22 protein-coding genes, 1 rRNA gene and 1 other annotated feature (1 of these 24 running past the window's edge) are annotated in these 20,612 nt (G+C 53.9%); all 23 genes read left to right on the plus strand.

Features of this window, described 5'->3' with window-relative positions:
- The first annotated feature begins 207 nt into the window (after nucleotides 1-207).
- The 23 genes from rrf (at nucleotide 208) to rplA (ending at nucleotide 20,442) form a co-directional block, all read left to right on the plus strand.
- A 5S ribosomal RNA gene (gene rrf, locus O9H85_RS33745) occupies nucleotides 208-324 on the plus strand.
- A 197-nt stretch (nucleotides 325-521) separates the two neighbouring features.
- Nucleotides 522-983 carry a CtsR family transcriptional regulator gene (locus O9H85_RS33750; protein ID WP_269885762.1) on the plus strand — a complete coding sequence of 154 codons (462 nt, stop codon included), beginning with the start codon at nucleotides 522-524 and terminating at the stop codon, nucleotides 981-983.
- Between the two features lie 59 nt (nucleotides 984-1,042).
- Nucleotides 1,043-1,561, plus strand: coding sequence for a UvrB/UvrC motif-containing protein (locus O9H85_RS33755; protein ID WP_269885763.1), 519 nt, complete (start codon nucleotides 1,043-1,045; stop codon nucleotides 1,559-1,561).
- 40 nt (nucleotides 1,562-1,601) lie between these two features.
- Nucleotides 1,602-2,669 (plus strand): protein arginine kinase, encoded by a 1,068-nt coding sequence (locus tag O9H85_RS33760; protein ID WP_269885764.1) that lies wholly within the window; start codon nucleotides 1,602-1,604, stop codon nucleotides 2,667-2,669.
- Nucleotides 2,670-2,724: 55 nt separating this feature from the next.
- Complete coding sequence (gene clpC / locus O9H85_RS33765) at nucleotides 2,725-5,166, plus strand: ATP-dependent protease ATP-binding subunit ClpC (RefSeq protein WP_269885765.1); 2,442 nt, start codon at nucleotides 2,725-2,727, stop codon at nucleotides 5,164-5,166.
- 169 nt (nucleotides 5,167-5,335) lie between these two features.
- On the plus strand, nucleotides 5,336-6,709 hold the full coding sequence (gene radA, locus O9H85_RS33770) for a DNA repair protein RadA (RefSeq protein WP_269885766.1): 1,374 nt from the start codon (nucleotides 5,336-5,338) through the stop codon (nucleotides 6,707-6,709).
- Nucleotides 6,710-6,728: 19 nt separating this feature from the next.
- Nucleotides 6,729-7,808, plus strand: coding sequence for a DNA integrity scanning diadenylate cyclase DisA (disA, locus tag O9H85_RS33775; RefSeq protein WP_269885767.1), 1,080 nt, complete (start codon nucleotides 6,729-6,731; stop codon nucleotides 7,806-7,808).
- A gap of 76 nt (nucleotides 7,809-7,884) precedes the next feature.
- Nucleotides 7,885-8,625, plus strand: coding sequence for a CDP-diacylglycerol--serine O-phosphatidyltransferase (pssA, locus tag O9H85_RS33780; RefSeq protein ID WP_269885768.1), 741 nt, complete (start codon nucleotides 7,885-7,887; stop codon nucleotides 8,623-8,625).
- Between the two features lie 156 nt (nucleotides 8,626-8,781).
- Entirely contained in the window at nucleotides 8,782-9,876 is a 1,095-nt protein-coding gene (locus tag O9H85_RS33785; RefSeq protein ID WP_269885769.1) for a PIN/TRAM domain-containing protein, read from the plus strand.
- An 82-nt stretch (nucleotides 9,877-9,958) separates the two neighbouring features.
- The gene (gene ispD / locus O9H85_RS33790) at nucleotides 9,959-10,666 is read left to right on the plus strand and encodes a 2-C-methyl-D-erythritol 4-phosphate cytidylyltransferase (protein WP_269885770.1); all 708 of its coding nucleotides are present in this window, start codon (nucleotides 9,959-9,961) and stop codon (nucleotides 10,664-10,666) included.
- Nucleotides 10,663-11,148, plus strand: a complete 486-nt coding sequence (ispF, locus tag O9H85_RS33795) for a 2-C-methyl-D-erythritol 2,4-cyclodiphosphate synthase (RefSeq protein ID WP_269885771.1) — start codon at nucleotides 10,663-10,665, stop codon at nucleotides 11,146-11,148. Before ispD ends, ispF begins: the two co-directional genes overlap by 4 nt.
- 64 nt (nucleotides 11,149-11,212) lie before the next feature.
- Entirely contained in the window at nucleotides 11,213-12,664 is a 1,452-nt protein-coding gene (gene gltX / locus O9H85_RS33800) for a glutamate--tRNA ligase (RefSeq protein WP_269885772.1), read from the plus strand.
- Between the two features lie 678 nt (nucleotides 12,665-13,342).
- Complete coding sequence (gene cysE, locus O9H85_RS33805; protein ID WP_269885773.1) at nucleotides 13,343-13,999, plus strand: serine O-acetyltransferase; 657 nt, start codon at nucleotides 13,343-13,345, stop codon at nucleotides 13,997-13,999.
- Nucleotides 13,996-15,399, plus strand: coding sequence for a cysteine--tRNA ligase (gene cysS, locus O9H85_RS33810; protein WP_269885774.1), 1,404 nt, complete (start codon nucleotides 13,996-13,998; stop codon nucleotides 15,397-15,399). Before cysE ends, cysS begins: the two co-directional genes overlap by 4 nt.
- A 10-nt stretch (nucleotides 15,400-15,409) precedes the next feature.
- Nucleotides 15,410-15,847, plus strand: a complete 438-nt coding sequence (locus O9H85_RS33815) for a Mini-ribonuclease 3 (protein ID WP_269885775.1) — start codon at nucleotides 15,410-15,412, stop codon at nucleotides 15,845-15,847.
- A 47-nt stretch (nucleotides 15,848-15,894) separates the two neighbouring features.
- Nucleotides 15,895-16,638 carry a 23S rRNA (guanosine(2251)-2'-O)-methyltransferase RlmB gene (gene rlmB, locus O9H85_RS33820; protein ID WP_269885776.1) on the plus strand — a complete coding sequence of 248 codons (744 nt, stop codon included), beginning with the start codon at nucleotides 15,895-15,897 and terminating at the stop codon, nucleotides 16,636-16,638.
- A 22-nt stretch (nucleotides 16,639-16,660) separates the two neighbouring features.
- Nucleotides 16,661-17,182, plus strand: coding sequence for an NYN domain-containing protein (locus O9H85_RS33825; protein WP_269885777.1), 522 nt, complete (start codon nucleotides 16,661-16,663; stop codon nucleotides 17,180-17,182).
- A gap of 116 nt (nucleotides 17,183-17,298) precedes the next feature.
- Nucleotides 17,299-17,943 carry an RNA polymerase sporulation sigma factor SigH gene (sigH, locus tag O9H85_RS33830; protein WP_269885778.1) on the plus strand — a complete coding sequence of 215 codons (645 nt, stop codon included), beginning with the start codon at nucleotides 17,299-17,301 and terminating at the stop codon, nucleotides 17,941-17,943.
- Between the two features lie 335 nt (nucleotides 17,944-18,278).
- Nucleotides 18,279-18,428 carry a 50S ribosomal protein L33 gene (rpmG, locus tag O9H85_RS33835; protein ID WP_014372565.1) on the plus strand — a complete coding sequence of 50 codons (150 nt, stop codon included), beginning with the start codon at nucleotides 18,279-18,281 and terminating at the stop codon, nucleotides 18,426-18,428.
- Nucleotides 18,429-18,446: 18 nt separating this feature from the next.
- Nucleotides 18,447-18,659: a preprotein translocase subunit SecE gene (gene secE / locus O9H85_RS33840; RefSeq protein WP_269885779.1), complete on the plus strand. Its 213-nt coding sequence runs from the start codon at nucleotides 18,447-18,449 to the stop codon at nucleotides 18,657-18,659.
- A 26-nt stretch (nucleotides 18,660-18,685) separates the two neighbouring features.
- A complete protein-coding gene (nusG, locus tag O9H85_RS33845; RefSeq protein WP_269885780.1) occupies nucleotides 18,686-19,219 on the plus strand; it encodes a transcription termination/antitermination protein NusG in 534 nt (177 codons plus the stop codon).
- 45 nt (nucleotides 19,220-19,264) lie between these two features.
- On the plus strand, nucleotides 19,265-19,690 hold the full coding sequence (gene rplK, locus O9H85_RS33850; RefSeq protein WP_269885781.1) for a 50S ribosomal protein L11: 426 nt from the start codon (nucleotides 19,265-19,267) through the stop codon (nucleotides 19,688-19,690).
- Between the two features lie 59 nt (nucleotides 19,691-19,749).
- Nucleotides 19,750-20,442, plus strand: a complete 693-nt coding sequence (rplA, locus tag O9H85_RS33855) for a 50S ribosomal protein L1 (RefSeq protein ID WP_269885782.1) — start codon at nucleotides 19,750-19,752, stop codon at nucleotides 20,440-20,442.
- 56 nt (nucleotides 20,443-20,498) lie between these two features.
- Nucleotides 20,499-20,612, plus strand: a sequence feature (ribosomal protein L10 leader region) (it continues 43 nt past the right edge of the window).

Consider the following 20,612-nt stretch of genomic DNA (forward strand, 5'->3'; position numbering starts at 1 on the left):
GGAAGCGCGGCAACGCGTGGAGCTGACGAATACTAATCGGTCGAGGGCTTATCCTACAGGTTTTGCGACAGCAAAACCACATCGGAAGCATAGCAAAAGCAAGATTACTCAGCGAAAGATACGATGTTTCGATCCAGTTTTCAGGGCGCAAGTCGTTCTGAGCTGTAATACATGATGTTCCTTGGCGGGGACATCGCCATACTTATGTTTGGTGATGATGGCGGAAGGGAACCACGCGTACCCATCCCGAACACGACCGTTAAGCCTTCCAGCGTCGATGGTACTTGGACCGAAGGGTCCTGGGAGAGTAGAACGTCGCCAAGCAGTTAAAAGAACCTATCCGACGAACGGATAGGTTCTTTTTGCATTCCAACCAAAGTATAAAATGCATCGGCTTAACCGAACATTATAATACAGCTGTGTTGAAGCATATTGCATTCCTGTAGAAATCTGCTATAATGAATTTAAAGTCAAAGAAAGTCAAAGTCAATTTACTTCTAATTCGGCTGGAGGGTGAATTGATGCGCAATGTTTCAGAAGTGATCGAACAATATCTGAAGCAGATTTTGCAGCAGAGCCCTGAAGGCGTAATTGAAATCCAGCGCAACGAATTGGCGGATCAGTTTAACTGCGTACCATCGCAAATCAATTACGTCATCAGCACCAGGTTTACGTTGGAGAAGGGCTACATTGTAGAGAGTAAGCGCGGCGGAGGCGGCTATATCCGCATCCAGAAGATCGAGCTGAATTCTCATGGAGCCGTGATGGACCACATCTTTCGTACGATCAGCACGCATATGGATCAGACGATGTCGGAAGGACTGCTGTATCAATTGGAGGAAGGCGGGTACATTACTCCAAGGGAAGCCTGTATGATGAAGGCGGCCATCGCCAGAGAGGTGCTTGCGCTGAAGCTTCCGCTGAGGGATGAAATTCGGGCAAGAATTTTAAAGGCGATGCTCATCTCGTTGCTAAGCAAATGATCTGAAGCTGACAAGAGCTGCTTTTGCGTAAGAGGCTTAAGGGGTGAAGGAGGGTTAAGATGATTTGTCAAGAATGCGGAAAGAAGCAAGCGACGCTGCATTTTACAAAGATATTGAACGGTGAGAAGACCGAATTTCATATATGCGAATCGTGTGCGAGGGAGAAGGGCGAGCTGATTCCGGGCACGCCCAACGGCTTTTCGATTCATAATCTGCTTAGCGGATTATTGGATTTTGAGCCTTCGGCGCACAGTACGCTGGCAAACAAGGCGCAACCCACGCGCTGCGAGAATTGCGGGCTGACCTACAGCCAGTTCAGCAAGGTAGGACGCTTCGGCTGCAGCGAATGCTATAAGCATTTTGCCGATAAGCTGGATCCGCTGTTTAAACGGGTTCATGGGAATATTGTTCACACTGGCAAGGTTCCTAAGCGCTCCGGCGGGTTAATAAAGCATAAGCGCGAGATCGACCAGCTGAAGAAGGATTTGCTGCTCCGGATCGAGCATGAGGAGTTCGAGGAAGCGGCGCGGATTCGGGATCAGATCCGGGAGCTGGAGAAGAAGGTTGCGGAAAATTGATCATGGAAGCAAGTGATTTGTCGGTAAGGAGGATCGTCTTATGACGGAGGCAGCCCGTTTTACGCAGCATGCGCTTAGCGATTGGATGAAAGGAGTTGGACCGGACTCGGATATCGTCATCAGCAGCCGCATCCGGATCGCCCGCAACCTGCAATCGTATCCTTTCCCCATGCTCGCAACGAATCAGCAATCGAAGGAAGTTTTGGAGCACATCTCGGAAGTAATGAACAACGAAGAGCTGGGCACGATCAGCTGGTTCACGCTGCTTCAGCTGGCCGATCTGAGCGAGCTGCAGAAGAAGGTTCTGGTGGAAAAGCACCTGATTAGCCCGGCGCTGGCCAGCGAGTCCCGTAACGGAGCGGTGATGCTGAGCGATAACGAATCGATCAGCATCATGGTGAATGAAGAGGACCATATCCGAATACAATGCCTGTGCCCCGGTTTTCAAATTAAGGAAGCCTGGGATTTGGCAAGCCAGATCGATGATTTGTTCGAAGAGCAGCTGAATTACGCATTTGATGAAAAACGCGGATTTTTAACCAGCTGTCCGACAAATGTAGGAACGGGCATTCGGGCGTCGGTCATGATTCATCTCCCTGCGCTTGTGCTGACTCAGCAAATCAACCGAATCCTCTCAGCCATTACGCAGGTGGGACTCACCGTACGCGGGCTGTATGGCGAAGGCAGTGAAGCGCTTGGCAATTTGTTTCAAATTTCCAATCAAATTACGCTCGGTCAATCCGAGGAAGAGATTATCGACAACCTGTACGGCGTTGTGAAGCAAATTATCGAACACGAGCGCGCGGCCCGTCAGAAGCTTTTATATGAGACCCGAGCGAAGATTCTGGACCGGGTCAGCCGGTCCTACGGCATTCTGTCCTACGCGGCCATCATGGACTCGAAGGAGGCGGCCCAGCGGCTGTCGGATGTCAGGCTCGGCATCGATTTGGAATTTATCAAGAACGTATCGCCTCATGTGCTCAATGAACTGCTTGTGATGACGCAGCCCGGGTTTTTGCAGCAGACGGCAGGAGAAAAGCTGTCGCCTGAAGAAAGAGACATAAGGAGAGCGCAGCTCATCCGGGAGAAAATGTCCGAGCAAGGCTAAATCCGAAGCACAGAAGGCCATTGGAATCGATATACCAATCTTGGAGGTGTTTTCTATGATGTTTGGCAGATTTACGGAACGCGCACAGAAGGTGCTTTCTTTGGCACAAGAAGAAGCGGTACGGCTAGGACACAACAATATTGGAACCGAACATATCCTGCTTGGTCTGATCCGTGAAGGAGAGGGCATCGCCGCCAAAGCGTTGATTGCACTCGGTCTGGGACTGGAGAAGATCCAAGACGAAGTAGAGTCGCTGATCGGTCGGGGTCAAGAACAGCCAACCAACATTGCCTATACCCCTCGTGCTAAAAAAGTGATCGAGCTCTCCATGGACGAAGCGCGCAAGCTCGGACATACGTATGTAGGCACGGAGCATATCCTCCTCGGCCTCATCCGTGAAGGAGAGGGCGTAGCGGCCCGCGTGCTCAACAACCTGGGCGTCAGCCTGAACAAAGCTCGCCAGCAAGTGCTGCAGCTGCTTGGCAGCAGCGAAGTGGTATCTCCGAACCACGGCAGCCCATCCAACGTCAACACGCCGACCCTGGACGGTCTGGCGCGCGACCTGACGGCGTATGCGAAGGAAGGTAACCTGGATCCGGTTATCGGGCGCAGCAAAGAAATCGAGCGCGTCATTCAAGTGCTAAGCCGCCGTACTAAGAACAACCCGGTTCTGATCGGGGAGCCCGGCGTCGGTAAAACCGCTATCGCGGAAGGCTTGGCACAGAAGATCATCGCCAATGAAATTCCCGAGACGCTGCGCGATAAGCGCGTCATGACGCTGGATATGGGCTCGGTCGTTGCGGGAACCAAGTACCGCGGCGAATTCGAGGACCGTTTGAAGAAAATTATGGACGAAATTCGTCAAGCCGGAAATATCATTCTGTTCATCGATGAGCTGCATACGCTGATCGGTGCCGGCGGAGCCGAAGGCGCGATCGATGCCTCCAACATCTTAAAGCCTGCGCTTGCACGCGGAGAGCTGCAGTGCATAGGGGCGACGACGCTCGACGAATATCGCAAATATATTGAGAAAGACGCTGCGCTGGAGCGCCGTTTCCAACCGATTACGGTGGATCAGCCGTCTCCGGAAGAAGCGATTCAAATTCTCCACGGGCTGCGCGATCGCTATGAGGCGCATCACCGGGTGAAAATTACGGATGAAGCGATCGAGCAAGCGGTGAAGCTCTCTGATCGGTACATCACGGACCGGTTCCTGCCGGACAAGGCAATTGACCTGATCGACGAAGCCAGCTCCAAAGTAAGGCTCCGCTCTTACACGGTACCGCCGGATCTGAAGAAGCTGGAAAGCCGTCTGGAGGATATCCGCAAGGAGAAGGACGCCGCGGTGCAGAGCCAAGAGTTCGAGAAAGCGGCTTCCCTTCGCGATACCGAACAGAAGCTTCGCGAGGAGCTCGATTCTACGAAGAACGAGTGGAAAGAAAAGCAAGGCCGTACCGATTCCGAAGTGACGCCGGACGATATCGCTCAAGTGGTCGCCAGCTGGACCGGTATTCCGGTTGTGAAGCTTGCGGAAGAAGAAACTGAGCGTCTGCTGAAGATGGAGGATATTCTCCATGACCGCGTTATCGGTCAAGAGGAAGCCGTGAAAGCGGTCAGCCGCGCTATCCGTCGGGCTCGCGCAGGGCTTAAAGATCCGAAACGTCCGATGGGCTCCTTCATCTTCCTGGGTCCAACCGGCGTAGGTAAAACCGAGCTGGCGCGCGCGTTGGCCGAATCGCTCTTCGGTAATGAGAATGCCGTCATTCGGATCGATATGTCCGAGTATATGGAGAAGCATTCGACCTCTCGTCTGGTTGGAGCGCCTCCAGGATATGTCGGTTACGAGGAAGGCGGTCAGCTCACCGAGAAGGTTCGCCGGAAGCCGTACTCCGTCGTCCTGCTCGACGAGATCGAGAAGGCGCATCCGGAAGTATTCAACATTCTGCTGCAGGTGCTGGAAGACGGTCGTCTGACGGATTCCAAAGGCCGTACAGTGGACTTCCGCAACACGCTGATCATTATGACGTCCAACGTCGGCGCCGAAGCGATCAAGCGCAATTCCATGCTTGGCTTCACGGCAAGCAGCGACTCGGCGAGAGAATATACGAACATGAAAGACAAAGTGATGAGCGAGCTGAAGAAAAGCTTCCGTCCGGAGTTCCTGAACCGGATCGACGAAATCATCGTGTTCCACTCCCTGGAGGAGAAGCACATTGCTCAGATCGTCTCTCTCATGGCGGCGGATCTTCGCAAACGCCTGAAAGAACAGGATGTGGACTTCGTTCTTACCGACAAGGCGATGGCGTTTCTGGCCAAGGAAGGCTACGATCCGGCCTTCGGTGCAAGACCGCTTCGCCGGGCGATCCAGAAGCACATCGAGGACCGGCTGTCCGAAGAGCTGCTGCGCGGGAACATTTCCAAAGGCGATACGCTGACCATCGATGAGCAGGATGGCGAGCTTACGGTAACGCGAGATACGGTCCCATCGCAAGCTTAAAATCGGTATAGAGCACTCGAAGCACCTGATTTCCCGGGCCACCCGGGAGTCGGGTGCTTTTTCTTTGCGGATAGCGTCTGCTAGGGTTTTCATTGAGATGTAAAAATGGTAAACTTTGATAGGTGGCAAAGCGCTTCACGCCCCTGAAAGTCATAGATAGGAGTAACGAATGGCCAAAACGAAAACGAAATTTTATTGTCAGCAGTGCGGGTACGAATCCCCTAAATGGTTGGGCAAATGCCCGGGCTGCCAGTCGTGGAACACGTTTGTCGAAGAAGTGGAAACGGTCAGCAAGTCCCAAGGGCTTCATACTTCTTTCACAAGTAAGAAAGAAAAGCCGGTATCCATCATAAATATAGAAAGCAGCGAGGAAACGCGAATCGTTACGGATAATAAAGAGCTGAACCGGGTGCTCGGCGGAGGCGTCGTGCCGGGCTCGCTCATCCTGGTCGGCGGAGATCCGGGCATCGGGAAATCGACGCTGCTGCTGCAAACCTCGCATGAGCTGACGAGGCGCGAGCTCAAGGTGCTGTACATATCCGGTGAGGAGTCGGTGCGTCAGACGAAGCTTCGGGCCGATCGGCTGAATGCGGTGTCGCCGCTGCTGTTTGTCCTTTGCGAGACGAATCTGGAGCATATCGAAGGGGCGATCGATGAGATCGAACCGGATTTTCTCGTCATCGATTCGATCCAGACGGTGTATCATCCCGCAGTGACCTCCGCGCCGGGAAGCGTTTCCCAGGTGCGGGAATGTACGGGCCATTTCATGCGCATCGCTAAGATTAAAGGAATCGCCACCGTTTTAGTAGGCCACGTTACTAAAGAAGGCGCGATCGCCGGACCGCGCATGCTGGAGCATATGGTCGACTGCGTGCTTTATTTTGAAGGAGAGCGGCATCATTCGTACCGTCTCTTACGTGCCGTAAAGAACCGGTTCGGTTCAACGAATGAGATCGGCATCTTCGAGATGCGGGAGAGCGGGCTCACGGAGGTGAGCAACCCTTCGGAGCTGTTCCTGTCGGAGCGTCCCTTAGGGGTATCGGGTTCGACGGTGGTGGCCAGCATGGAGGGGACGCGCCCGGTGCTGGTTGAGCTTCAAGCGCTCGTTTCCTCGACGAATTTCCCGTCTCCGCGCCGGATGGCCACAGGGTTCGATCATAACCGGCTGTCCCTCATCATTGCCGTGCTGGAGAAACGGATGGGTATGTTTCTTCAGAATCAGGACGCCTACCTGAACGTAGCCGGGGGCGTGAAGCTTGATGAGCCGGCCGTAGATCTGGCTGTAGCGGTCAGTATCGCTTCGAGCTTCCGTGAGCAGCCGACCCAGCCGTTCGACGTGGTTTTCGGCGAAGTTGGCCTGACCGGAGAGGTTCGCGGCGTTTCGCGTGCCGAGCAGCGGGTAAGAGAAGCTGAGAAGCTTGGGTTTAAGCGAGTCATTTTGCCGGAAAAAAGTTTAAAAGGCTGGACGCCGCCCAAGGGGCTGAAGATGATCGGCGTAAATACCGTATCCGAAGCGCTGACGGCAGCGCTCAGTCCGATGTAGGGGAACAGGAGGAACAGGGTTGAGCAAGGAAGAAGCAAAAAGGGATGTGATGAGCCAGCTGCTTCAGCTGGTGGCTCCGGGCACCCCCTTTCGTGAAGGGCTGGAGAACGTGCTGCGGGCCAAGACCGGCGGCCTCATCGTGGTCGGTTACAGTCCGGAAGTGATGGAGATCGTGGACGGCGGATTTTCGATCAACTGCGATTTCTCGCCGAACTATTTGTACGAGCTGGCCAAAATGGACGGAGCGATCATTCTCAGCGAGGATCTGAAACGGATCCTGTATGCCAACACGCAGCTGATTCCCGACTCCTCCATCTCCTCCTCCGAGACCGGGATTCGGCATCGGACGGCGGAGCGGGTCGCGAAGCAGACGTCCAAGCTGGTCGTCTCCATCTCGCAGCGGCGCAACGTGATCACGCTGTATCAAGGGAATCTGAGGTACGCCTTGAAGGATATCGGCGTCATCCTGACGAAGGCGAACCAAGCGATTCAAACGCTGGAGAAGTATAAGTCCGTGCTGGATCAAGCTCTGACCAATCTCGGAGCGTCCGAATTCGAGGAGCTGGTGACCGTACACGACGTGACCAGCGTGATCCAGCGGGTGGAGATGGTGCTTCGGATCAAGTCGGAGATCAAACGCTATATCAATGAGCTGGGCAACGAGGGCCGCTTGATCAGCATGCAGCTGGAGGAGCTCGCGGGCAACACGGAGTCCGAGGCTTATCTCTTGTTGAAGGATTATGTGAAGGAGCTTCAGGAAGAGAAGCTGAAAGAGATCATGTCCGCCTTCCGCCGGCTGGCGACCGATGAGGTGCTGGATCATTACCATATCGCCCGGCTGCTGGGCTATCCTCAATCCAGCAGCAGCGTAGAAGAGCCGGTATCCCCGCGGGGCTACCGCGTGCTCAGCAAGATTCCGAGGCTCCCGGCCGTTATTATCCATAATCTCGTGGAGCATTTCGGTCAGCTGCCCCATCTGATGATGGCGACCATCGAGGAGCTGGACGAAGTGGACGGTATCGGAGAAGTGCGCGCAAGGACGATTAAAGAGGGCTTGAAGCGAATCCAAGATCAGGTCCTCATTGACAGACATATCTAACTTTCATACAATCAAGAAAGTAGCCTAATATCTTTCTGCGATTTTGGGTACAGTATAACCAGAGGTGGAACAATACATGATAACGAAATCTCTCCCGAACGTTTTTACGGTTGGGAACCTATTTCTAGGCATCATCTCGATCATCCTCGTGTTCAACGAAAATCCGGAGCTCGCTGCCATCTTTGTTATCGTAGCGATGCTGCTGGACGGATTGGACGGCCGGGTGGCGAGAGCGCTTAACGCGCAAAGCGAATTCGGGAAAGAGCTGGATTCCCTCTCCGACGTGATTTCATTTGGTGTAGCCCCTGCTTTTATTATGTATGTGGTCGCCTTCAAAGAAATCAATCCGGCTGCGGCTTGGATTGTCACGGCGATCTTCCCGATCTGCGGAGCGCTGCGCTTGGCGCGGTTTAATGTGGTGGCTGGGACTCCGGGTTACTTCATCGGTTTGCCGATTCCGGCGGCTGGCGGCGTACTGTGTACGCTTGCGTTGTTCCATAAAGAATTGAATACGCTCGTGCTGGTGCTCTCTACGCTGCTGCTGTCTTACCTGATGGTCAGTACGGTTAAATATCCGAATTTCAAAAAGGTCGGCATTCCGAAAGCCGCGATTTGGATTACTCCGGTCGTCGTTGTTGCTGCCGTTACTTTAGCGATTCTTTACCCGGGCACCTTATCCAAAATGATTTTTGTACCGCTTGTGATTTACGCGCTGTACGGGCTAAAAAAAAACGTTGATCGGCTCTTCCGACTCGTCACCCGCAAGCAAAGAAACCAAACTGTAGAAGAACCTGAAAGAAAGACCTCCTCGTTCTAACCATAGGCCGAACCTTGCGAAAATGAAAAGCATTTATTTTCCTGATGGAAAATAAATGCTTTTTTTGTTTTTTCCGGGGATGCCACGATTAGGCCGGAAACTTTTGGTTCATAATTGTAACGTGAACGATTGAATGAATCTTATGGAGGTGAATCTATGATGAGAAGATGGTATCAGCTACTGTTTGCAGTTATTGGCGGTGCGCTAGGAGTACAATGGAGTGATACGATAGGAAAGCCATTTTTCACGTTCATAGAAGCAAAGTGGGGGCCGGGGATCGGGGAAACGAAGGTGTATTGGGTCTTCATGCTTGCGGCGCTGCTGTTCTATTCGGTCAGCTCGTGGGTAATATCGTATTTCGGCCAAATGCTGCAGGAAGGGGAGGAGCGAATCGCCCATATCCCGATGACCGATCTGTTGTCCGGCACGGCCGGCATGATGATCGGCCTGCTGCTGTCATCCATGATGCTGAGCCCGTTCGAGCAGGCGGGTATGACGCCGCCGCTTGTGCATTTGCTTGGCGTGGTCTTATTCGCCTATGCGGGCTTCCGGCTCGGACGGACGAAGAGGGAGGAGCTGCTCTCGATGTTCGAGGGGCAGCGCAGCGGAAGAGAACGGGCGCCAGGGCAGCCGAAGGGCTTCGAAGAACACAAGATTCTCGATACGAGCGTCATTATCGACGGGCGGATAGCGGATATTTGCAAGACGGGGTTCATCGAAGGCACGCTGGTCATTCCAGAATTCGTGCTGGAGGAGCTGCAGCATATTGCGGACTCGTCGGATCTGCTCAAGCGGAACCGGGGCCGCCGGGGCCTTGATATTTTGAACAAAATCCAGAAAGAGCTGGACGTGAAGGTGCTCATTTATGAGGGGGATTTCGATGAAATCTCGGAGGTCGACAGCAAGCTCGTCCGGCTTGCCAAGGTGCTGCAGGGCAAAGTGATCACGAATGATTTCAACCTGAACAAGGTTTGCGAGCTGCAGGGAGTTTCCGTGCTGAACATCAACGATCTGGCCAATGCGGTGAAGCCGGTGGTGCTCCCTGGAGAAGAAATTTTGGTGCAGGTCATCAAGGACGGCAAGGAGCACGGGCAGGGCGTCGCGTATCTCGACGACGGCACCATGATCGTTGTGGAGGGCGGACGCGATTTTATCGGGACGACGCTCGACGTGCTGGTCACCAGCGTGCTGCAGACCTCGGCAGGCCGGATGATATTCGCGAAGCCGAAGCTATTGGAAAAAGCGCTCTAACACGGTATGATAAGAGGGATGCGCTGAAGCCGGCGGAGATTCTCCGCTTCGGCAGGCCGATACAGGTTGGCAGGTGGAACTATTGACGGACAAGCTGGGTGTAGTGATCGTTGCGGCGGGCAAAGGCTCACGGATGCGCACGAAGGAAAGCAAGCAGTATTTGCTGCTGAAGCACAAACCGATTATCGTCCATACGCTGGAACGGTTTCAACGTCTCGAGGCGGTCGATTCGATCGTGCTCGTCACCGGGGCCGAGGATCTGGAGCGCTGCGAAGGCTATGTGGCGGAATACGGGCTATCGAAGGTAACGCATGTCATCGCCGGCGGACAAGAACGCCAGGACTCCGTCTACCGCGGACTGCTTGAATTAAGCGGTTCGGCGGATTGGGTCATGGTGCATGACGGTGTCCGGCCATTCACGGCGGAGGAGCATATTCTCGCTTGCCTCGGCAAGATGAAGGAAACCGGCGCCGCCGTGCTTGCCGTTCCCGTGAAGGATACGATCAAGGTCGTAAATCCGGCCGGCACCATTGAAGCAACCCCCGACCGACGCAGCTTGTGGGCGATCCAAACCCCGCAGGCTTTTCGTTTTTCTTTGCTGCTGCAGGCTTACGAGCAGGCGGCGAGGGACGGGTTCGCGGGCACGGACGACGCCATGCTGGTCGAGCGGCTGGGCGTGCCGGTGCAGGTAGTTGAGGCGGATTACTATAATATCAAAATCACGACGCCCGAGGATATGCCTTGGGCCGAATGGATCATCAGCAACATCAGGGGAGAGAGTGAAACATGATTCGAGTGGGAAGCGGATTTGACGTGCATCAACTGGCAGAGGGCCGCAAATGCATCATCGGCGGCGTGGACATTCCGTATGAGAAAGGACTGCTCGGCCATTCCGATGCGGATGTGCTGCTCCATGCGATCAGCGACGCCATTCTGGGTGCGCTGGGGCTTGGCGATATTGGCAAGCATTTTCCGGATACGGATGCGGCGTTTAAGGATGTGGACAGCTACGAGCTGCTCCTGCAGGTATGGAAGTTGGCGAAGGAAGCGGGATATCGTCTCGGCAACATCGACAGCACGATTATCGCCCAGAAGCCGAAGATGGCGCCATACATCCCGGCTATGGTCGAACGGATCGCAGCGGCGCTTGAGGCGGAGCCTTCCCAAGTGAACGTGAAGGCGACCACGACCGAACAGCTCGGCTTCACGGGACGCGGGGAAGGCATTGCCGCACAATCGGTTGTTTGTCTTGTAAAAGGTGTGCTATCATAACAAATAATATTTTTGATGAACTAAGCCGTAAGGCCTGGCTCGGGAGTACGGGAGGAGAACGAAAATGGTAGATTATCGTGTGAGGTATGCGCCCAGTCCGACGGGGCATCTGCATATCGGGGGGGCCAGAACGGCTCTGTTTAACTATTTGCTTGCGCGCAAGCACGGCGGACAATTCATCATTCGCTTCGAGGATACGGATCAAACGCGGCACCAGGAGTCCGGGATAGGCAATCAGCTGGACGGACTCCGCTGGCTGGGCGTGGATTGGGACGAAAGCGTCGATATCGGGGGGCCTTACGGGCCGTACCGGCAGACGGAGCGTCTGGAGCTGTACCGCCCGTTCGTGGAGCAGCTGCTGCGGGAAGGAAATGCCTACCCTTGCTACTGTACCGAGGCGGAGCTGGAGCAGGAGCGCGCGGCGCAGGAAGCCGAGGGGCTCATGCCGATGTATTCGGGCAAATGCCGCCACCTGACCGCGGAGCAGCGCGCAGCGTATGAAGCGGAAGGGCGCAAACCTTCCATTCGTTTCCGCGTTCCGGAGAACCGTACGATCGCCTTCGAGGACCGGATCCGGGAGCGGGTGGAATTCGATTCGAACGGCATCGGCGACTTCATTATCGTGCGGCCGGACGGCATCCCGACCTACAATTTCGCCGTTATTCTGGACGATCATCTGATGAAGATTACGCTGGTTATCCGCGGGGAAGAGCATCTGACCAACACGCCGCGCCAGATCATGATGTACGAAGCGCTGGGGCTGCCGGTTCCGGATTTCGCCCATCTATCGCTTATTCTCAATCAGGATCGCAAGAAGATGAGCAAGCGCGACGAATCGATCATCCAATTCATCGAGCAGTACGATTCACTCGGTTACTTGCCGGAAGCGATCATGAACTTTATAGCGCTCCTTGGCTGGTCTCCGAAGGGCGAAGAGGAGATTTTCAGCAAGGAAGAGCTGATCGAGCAGTTCGATCTGGACCGGATCTCGAAGAGCCCTGCCGTGTTCGACATGGATAAGCTCAACTGGATGAACAATGTCTATATCAAGAAGGCGGAGCTCTCTCGTATCGTGGAGCTGGCGTTGCCGCACCTGCAGCAAGCCGGCCGCCTTCCGGCCCAGCTGAGCGAGGAACAGCGTTCGTGGGCGGAGGCGCTGATCGGGCTCTATCAGGACCAGCTGCGTTACGCGGCGGATATCGTGCCGCTTTCCGAGCTGTTCTTCCGTGAGGAAGTGGTCTTCGAGGACGAAGCTAAAGCTCATCTGTCGGAAGAGTACATTCCGGCGGTTCTTGGCAGCTTCTTGAAGCAGGTGGAGCAAGCGGAGGAGCTGCAGGTCGACGGCGTCAAAGCGATGCTGAAGGCGGTTCAGACGGAAACAGGCTATAAGGGCAAGCCGCTCTTCATGACCGTCCGCGTGGCGCTGACCGGGCAAATGCACGGTCCCGATCTCAACATGACCGTCTATTTGCTCGGCAAGGAAACCGTTCTAAGCCGGGTTAAGAAATTATTGTAATATAGCGGATTTTCTTATATACTAAATCAATCAATATATGACCATGGCGTCGAACGGGAAAGTACGTTACAAGGCAGGAATCACAGAGAGGGCAACCGGCGAGCAGGCCGGCTGAGAGTTGTCCATTCCGCTGGAACGGAAGTGCACCCGGGAGCCGTAAAGACGATCTGACGCGAGCGGATGCATGCAGCGCAGGGTAGTCTTTACCGTAACGTTCACGATACGAACGAATGAGATGGAGAAGCAATGAACGGACCTTGCGCCGTTAACGGCTCTCCAAGCAGAGTGGAACCGCGAGATGAACGCCTCTGCAGCCTTAATCAGGCTGTAGAGGCGTTTTTGAGTTTATATAAACGCGCTGGGCCTTGTAAGACAAGGGCGGCACAGCCGTTCAGACTGACGAGAAACCCGGACATACAGGAAAAATGCTAAGGTATAGGAGGGGTATCCCCTGTAGGAGCGTTAGCGTCCGCCTTTGTTATCGGGAAATTACCGATGAATAGCGAATAATTGAATAGTTTCCGATAACAACAGCGGCCGGAAGGGGATACCTAACCGGGTACCAAAGCGGATTTCTCTACTTCATGGGTTTCACTACAGCCTGGAAGGCGTTGCCGTTTATCCCGGCGTATGCAGCAAACCTAGAACCGTTCCGGATAGAAAGTGGAGGTGATGCGAATGTTTAACCGAATGAAGGAAGACATAGCGACGATCTTTGAGAACGACCCCGCGGCCAGAAGCTGGTTCGAGGTGGTATTTACGTACTCCGGACTGCACGCCCTATGGGCGCACCGGGTCGCGCATTGGTTTTATAAGAAGAAACGGTATACTTTTGCCCGCATCATCTCGCAGGTAAGCCGCTTCATGACGGGGATCGAAATTCATCCCGGCGCGGTTATCGGCCGACGGTTCTTTATAGACCATGGGATGGGCGTCGTCATTGGGGAAACGTGCGAGATCGGCGACGATGTGCTGCTCTATCACGGGGTTACGCTGGGGGGCACCGGCAAGGAGAAGGGCAAACGCCATCCGACCATCGGGAACAACGTCGTCATCTCGGCCGGAGCGAAAGTAACCGGCTCGTTCACGGTGGGAGACAACTCCCGGATCGGCACGAATGCGGTCGTGCTCGGGGAAGTTCCGCCGAACAGCACGGTGGTGGGCATTCCGGGACGCGTGGTGAAGCGGGACGGCGTCCGGGTAGGACGGCTCGAGCATGATAAGCTCCCCGATCCGGTGGTAGATATGTTCCGCCAGATGCAGGATCAAATTGATGGGTTGAAGGCTGAGCTGGTCGATATCAAGTCCAAAAACGGAGGAAATAACGAATCATGACGCTGAGAATTTATAATACGATGACGCGGGCCAAGGAAGAGTTCAAGCCGCTGGAGCCCGGTAAAGTCAAAATGTACGTATGCGGCCCGACGGTATATGATTTTATCCATATCGGGAATGCGCGTCCGGTCATTTTCTTCGATGTCGTGCGACGGTACCTCGAGTCTGTCGGCTACGAAGTGAATTATGTCGTCAACTTCACGGATGTGGACGATAAGCTGATCAAGAAAGCGGCTGAAACCGGATCGACCGTACCGGAAGTAGCCGACAAATTCGTGCAAATGTATTACGAGGATACGAAGGGGCTCGGGGTCCGCGAGGCTACCCTTCATCCGCGCGTGACGCAGAACATGGCGGAGATCATCGAATTCATTGCCGGTCTGGTGGAGAAGGGCTTCGCCTATGAAGGCGGGGGCGACGTGTTCTTCCGCACCTCCAAATTCCCCGAGTACGGCAAGCTGTCGCATCAAAATATGGAGGAGCTCCAATTCGGCATTCGCGTAGAGGTGGATGAGCGCAAGGAGAATCCTCAGGACTTCGTGCTCTGGAAAGCGGCGAAGCCGGGCGAGATTAGCTGGTCCAGCCCTTGGGGTGAAGGCCGACCGGGCTGGCATATCGAATGCTCAGCCATGGTTCGCAAATATTTGGGCGAAACGATCGATATTCACGGCGGCGGGCAGGATCTTACGTTCCCGCACCATGAGTGCGAAATCGCTCAGTCCGAAGGCTTGACCGGCCATGCGATGGCGCGTTATTGGATGCATAACGGGTTTGTCAACATTAACAATGAGAAAATGTCCAAGTCGCTCGGCAACGGCATCAACGTGCACCAGCTGCTGAAATCGATCAGCCCGCAGGTGATCCGATATTTCATGCTGTCCGGCCATTACCGCAATCCGCTGAACTTCAGCGACGAAGCGGTGGAGCAGGCGAAGAACAGCCTGGCGCGCATTGAGAACTGCCTGGCGAACCTGAAGCACAGGTTGCCCGCGGCGTCGGTCGAAGCCGCCGAAGCGGATGATGAAGTGAGCCGGTCGATCCGTGAAGTACAGGAGCAGTTCGAGGCGAAGATGAACGACGATTTCAACACGCCGGATGCGATTACGGCCGTATTTGATTTAGTGAACGTCTCAAACCAGTATCTTACGCGGGATGCGGTGAATAAAGGAACAATCGAGAGCCTGCTGAAGCAGTTCGAGGCGATGGATGCGGTGTTGGGCATACTAGCAGCAGCAGAGGAAGATCTGGTCGATGAAGAGGTCGACCGTCTGATCGCCGAGCGGACCGAGGCCCGCAAAGCGAAAAACTGGGCGCGCGCGGACGAAATTCGCGACCTGCTGACAAGTCGCGGCATCCTCCTTGAGGACACGGCGCAAGGGATTCGTTGGCGGCGGAAGTAGGGTAATCGATATGGATGAACATTCATCGTTTTCGGGGCAGCTGTTCTCGTTCCCGCCGGCCAAGGATCCGAAGCAGTTGAATCCGCTAGTGCTGGCTTATATCGGCGATGCGGTCTATGAGGTGTTCGTTCGGCAGTATGCGGTATCGCAGCCGAACCACCGTCCGAATCATATTCACCGGCTGTCGACCCGGTACGTATCGGCCAAATCGCAGGCGAAGTCGCTTCAGCGCTTGCTTCCCCATCTGACGGAGGAGGAGCACGACGTCGTGAAACGGGGACGTAATGCGAAGTCCGGAACCACCGCCAAGAATGCCGACGTACTGGAGTATCGGCACAGCACGGCCTTCGAAAGCTTGATCGGCTATTTGTACTATATGCAGCGCTGGGACCGGCTTCAGTACTTGATGCTGATGTCTTTGGAGCAGGAGACGATAGAGCCTGAATAGAACGGATATATAGGTTGACTAAAAGGAACGGAAAAGGAGGAGTCCGCATGGAAGAAGAGTTTATCGGAGGCAAGCATTCCGTCCTGGAGGCGCTGCGTTCCGGAAGAACCATCAACAAGATTTGGGTCGCCGAGCAGGCGCAGAAGCAGCTCACCCAGCCGATTCTGGCGGAGGCCAAGCAAAGCGGCATTATCGTCCAGTTCGCGGACAAGCGCAAGCTGGACCAGATGGCCGTCGGCGTACAGCATCAAGGGGTCGTCGCTCAAGTGGCGGCTTATCAGTACTCCGAGGTGGACGATATTCTGGCCCGTGCCGCGGACAAAGGCGAGCAGCCGTTTATTCTGATCCTTGATGAGATCGAAGACCCGCATAACCTGGGCTCCATTCTGCGTTCGGCCGATTGTACCGGCGTGCATGGCGTCATTATTCCGAAGCGCCGCTCGGTTGGGTTGACCGCAACGGTATCCAAGACTTCCGCAGGCGCAGTGGAATATGTGCCGGTCGCTCGCGTAACGAATCTGGCCCAGACGATCGAGCAACTGAAGGAGCGGGGCGTCTGGGTCGCGGGAGCGGACGTGGGAGCCGAGCAGCCGATCTATCAGACGAATCTGAATTTGCCGCTTGCGATTGTGATCGGCAATGAAAATAAAGGTATCGGAAGACTCATCCGCGAGAAGTGCGACTTTTTGCTGCAGCTTCCGATGTTCGGTCAAATCAATTCGCTCAACGCTTCCGTTGCCGCCTCGGTGTTTATGTATGAAGTGGTGCGCCAGCGGCTCGCCACGCGTTAGGCGCGCTGGCGGGCGATGAGGCATGATACAGGAAATTCTGATCGTAGACGGTTATAACATTATCGGCGCATGGCCCGAGCTGCAGCGGCTGAAAGACATCCGCCTGGAGGAAGCCCGGGACCGTCTCATCGAGATTATGGCGGAATACCAGTCGTTCTCCGGGATGAAGGTCATCCTCGTATTCGATGCTTATTATGTGCCGGGGCTGGGCGGCAAGTACCTGCAGAGCAAGCTGCCGGTTTATTATACGAAAGAAAAGGAGACGGCGGACGAGCTCATCGAGCGTCTCGTGACGGAGCATACGGGGAGGCGCAAGCAGGTATTCGTGGCCACCTCCGATATGATCGAGCAGCATGTGATCTTCGGTAAGGGAGCCTTCCGAATGCCGGCCGGCGAGCTGCTCGTGAAGGTCAGACAAGCGCGCAAGGAAATTCGCCGCCGGATCGAGGAGGACAAGGACAAGCCGGAGAAACGCAATACGTTCGACAGCCGGCTGAATCCGGATGTCCGCGCTTTGTTCGAGAAATGGCGGAGAGAGCGGTAAAAGGCCCCGTTCTATCAGGTTTTGCAGCTTTTTGCTAGCGGTATTCCGGTTGACGTTACTAGATTACATAATGTATACTAATCCTATCTTTTCATGCGTAGGCCGGAGGGATTGTGGTGAGTGTCGACCTCAAAGAGCTGAGAATGTACGAGTACGATCTCAAGGCAGACGAAGATCTTGTCGAATCGGTCCGCGAAGGCGACAGCGATGCGCTGGAGTACCTAATCAACAAATATAAGAATTTTGTCCGCGCGAAGGCGCGCTCTTATTTTTTGATCGGGGCTGATCGGGAGGATATCGTTCAAGAAGGCATGATCGGTCTGTATAAATCGATTCGCGATTTCCGCGGCGACAAATTATCCTCTTTCAAAGCATTCGCCGAGCTGTGCATCACCCGCCAAATCATCACGGCTATCAAGACAGCCACACGCCAGAAGCACATTCCCTTGAATTCCTATGTTTCGCTGGACAAGCCTATCTATGATGAAGATTCCGACCGGACGCTGCTGGACGTCATTTGCGGCTCGCGGGTATCCGATCCGGAGGAGTTGATCATTAATCAAGAGGAGTTCAGCGGACTCGAGGACAAGATGGGTGAAATTCTGAGCGATCTTGAGCGCAGAGTGCTGATGCTGTATTTGGACGGACGATCGTACCAGGAAATCGCTGTGGATTTGGATCGTCATGTGAAGTCGATTGACAATGCGCTCCAGCGGGTAAAGCGCAAGCTGGAGAAATATTTGGAAGTTCGGGACGCATAAGTAGTGAGCACCTTCCTTACAACGGCAGGGTGCTTTTTTTGTTGCGGATGATCTGCCGCATCATTTTTGCCAACTTTTGCTTGAAATCATTATAGAACAAACGTTCCCTTTTTGCAAGCGTCTATTCTATGGAATTTGCGCCGCGGGAATGGTTTAATCTTCGGGAGGCTGGTCGATACTGGAAGGGAAGCGGACAGGCAGTCTTGTTAATCCTTTTTCCTTGACAGAGGAAAGGCCGTATGCTAAAGTATTCAGGTAGCCTTAAGCTGTGAGGCTTTTTTTGCTTATGGGTTAAGGTATTAAATCATGGGGCTAGTCCGTAGGAGGTGTACATCATGCGGGTAATCATCACGTTAGCGTGCACGAACTGCAAGCAAAGAAACTATACGTCCAGCAAAAACAAGCGTAATCATCCAGACCGCATGGAGTTGAAGAAATATTGCAAATTTTGCAATGAACAAACGGCTCATCGCGAAACGCGCTAGTTTTATGGAGGTGTAGTTGTGTCCATTTTGGCTAGAATGAGGCAGGGATTCGGCAACACATTTTCTTTTTTTTCGGACTGCTGGTCCGAGCTGAAAAAAGTAAAATGGCCTAGCCGTAAAGAAATGATCAGTTACACGCTGGTCGTGCTGTTTACGGTTGCCTTCGTGACGGTGTACTTCTACGTTCTGGACTTGGGAATTTCTGAGCTGCTTCGCCTCGTGTTTCAATAATCTAGGCTGACGGGTGGCATAGGGAAATGGAAAAAAGATGGTACGTCGTACATACCTATTCCGGGTATGAGAACAAGGTTAAGGCGAATTTGGAAAAGCGCGTCGAATCCATGGATATGAAGGACAAGATATTCCGCGTCCTCGTACCTATGGAAGAGGAGCTTGTGAATAAAGACGGCAAGAAGAAGACGGTCATGCGCAAAGTGTATCCGGGATATGTTCTGGTGGAGATGATCCAGACGGACGATTCCTGGTATGTCGTGCGCAACACGCCTGGGGTCACCGGGTTCGTGGGATCGACCGGATCGGGTTCGAAGCCGACGGCGCTGCTTCCTGAAGAAGTGGATGCCATTCTCAAGCACATGGGCATGGAAGAACCGAAACCCAAGATCGACTTCGAGCTCAAGGAAACGGTGCGCGTAAAGGTTGGACCTTTCGCCAATTTTGTCGGGTCGGTTGAAGAAATTCTCATCGACAAGAGCAAGCTGAAGGTGCATGTGAACATGTTCGGCAGGGAAACTCCGCTGGAGCTGGATTACCATCAGGTAGAGAAGCTCTAATGGCCTTAAGATCTGCCATACTACAGCAAGGAGGTGTCATTAGACATGGCTAAAAAGGTTATCAAAATGGTAAAACTGCAAGTTCCTGCAGGTAAAGCGAATCCGGCGCCGCCGATCGGTCCTGCACTCGGTCAAGCTGGGGTTAACATCATGGCGTTCTGTAAAGAGTTCAACGCTCGTACTGCAGACCAAGCCGGTTTGATTATCCCGGTTGAAATTACGGTATTCGAAGACCGTTCCTTCACGTTCATCACCAAAACGCCTCCGGCTGCCGTATTGCTGCGCGTAGCTGCAGGGATCGAAAAAGGATCCGGCGAACCGAACAAGAAGAAGGTTGCAACCGTTAAACGTGCGAAAGTGCGTGAAATCGCCGAGCAAAAAATGCCTGACCTGAACGCTGCATCCGTTGAGGCTGCAATGCGCATGGTGGAAGGTACAGCTCGCAGCATGGGCGTAGTGATCGAAGACTAATTCCCTTGCAAACCAGTGGGAGGATATTCCGCTAATACCACTTAGGAGGAAAACTTACAATGGCTAAACACGGCAAAAAGTACTTGGAAGCCGCTAAGCTGATCAACTCCGAGACGTTCTACGAAACGCTCGAAGCGATCCAGCTCGTGAAACAATCGGCTCGCGCCAAGTTCGACGAATCCGTTGAAGTAGCGGTCCGTCTGGGCGTTGACCCTCGTAAACAAGACCAAGCCGTTCGCGGCGTGGTAGTACTGCCTCACGGCACTGGTAAGACCAAGCGTGTTCTTGTATTCGCCAAAGGCGAAAAAGCTAAAGAAGCGGAAGCGGCTGGCGCTGATTTCGTAGGCGATCAAGACATGATCAACAAAATCCAGCAAGGCTGGTTCGACTTCGATGTCTGCGTAGCTACGCCGGACATGATGAGCGAAGTTGGTAAACTCGGCCGTATTCTGGGTGGTAAAGGTTTGATGCCGAACCCGAAAGCCGGTACGGTTACATTCGACGTAACGAAAGCCGTGCAAGAGATTAAGGCAGGTAAAATCGAATATCGTCTGGACAAAGCAGGCCAAATCCACGCTCCGATTGGTAAAGTGTCTTTCGACGCAGAGAAGCTCGCTGAGAACTTCAAAGCGCTGATCGACGCCCTGAACAGAGCGAAGCCGGCTGCAGCCAAAGGGATATACTTGAAGAACGTTGCGGTATCCTCCACGATGGGCCCTAGCGCACGCGTGAATGCAGCCAACCTCAGATAAGGTAAATCTCGGCAGTTGACTTTTATGTCGAACCGTGCTAACCTAATCTAGGTTCTGACAAACGAATATGTTTACCGTAGACCGCAGGTGCTCTCATGAGCTTAATTTCCTGCCGAGGTATTATGATTATAGATCGGTTTTCTTTGCAAGTTCAAAGATGCTGTGGAATC

The sequence above is a fragment of the Paenibacillus gyeongsangnamensis genome, assembly GCF_027533625.1.
GTDB lineage: Bacteria > Bacillota > Bacilli > Paenibacillales > NBRC-103111 > Paenibacillus_G > Paenibacillus_G gyeongsangnamensis.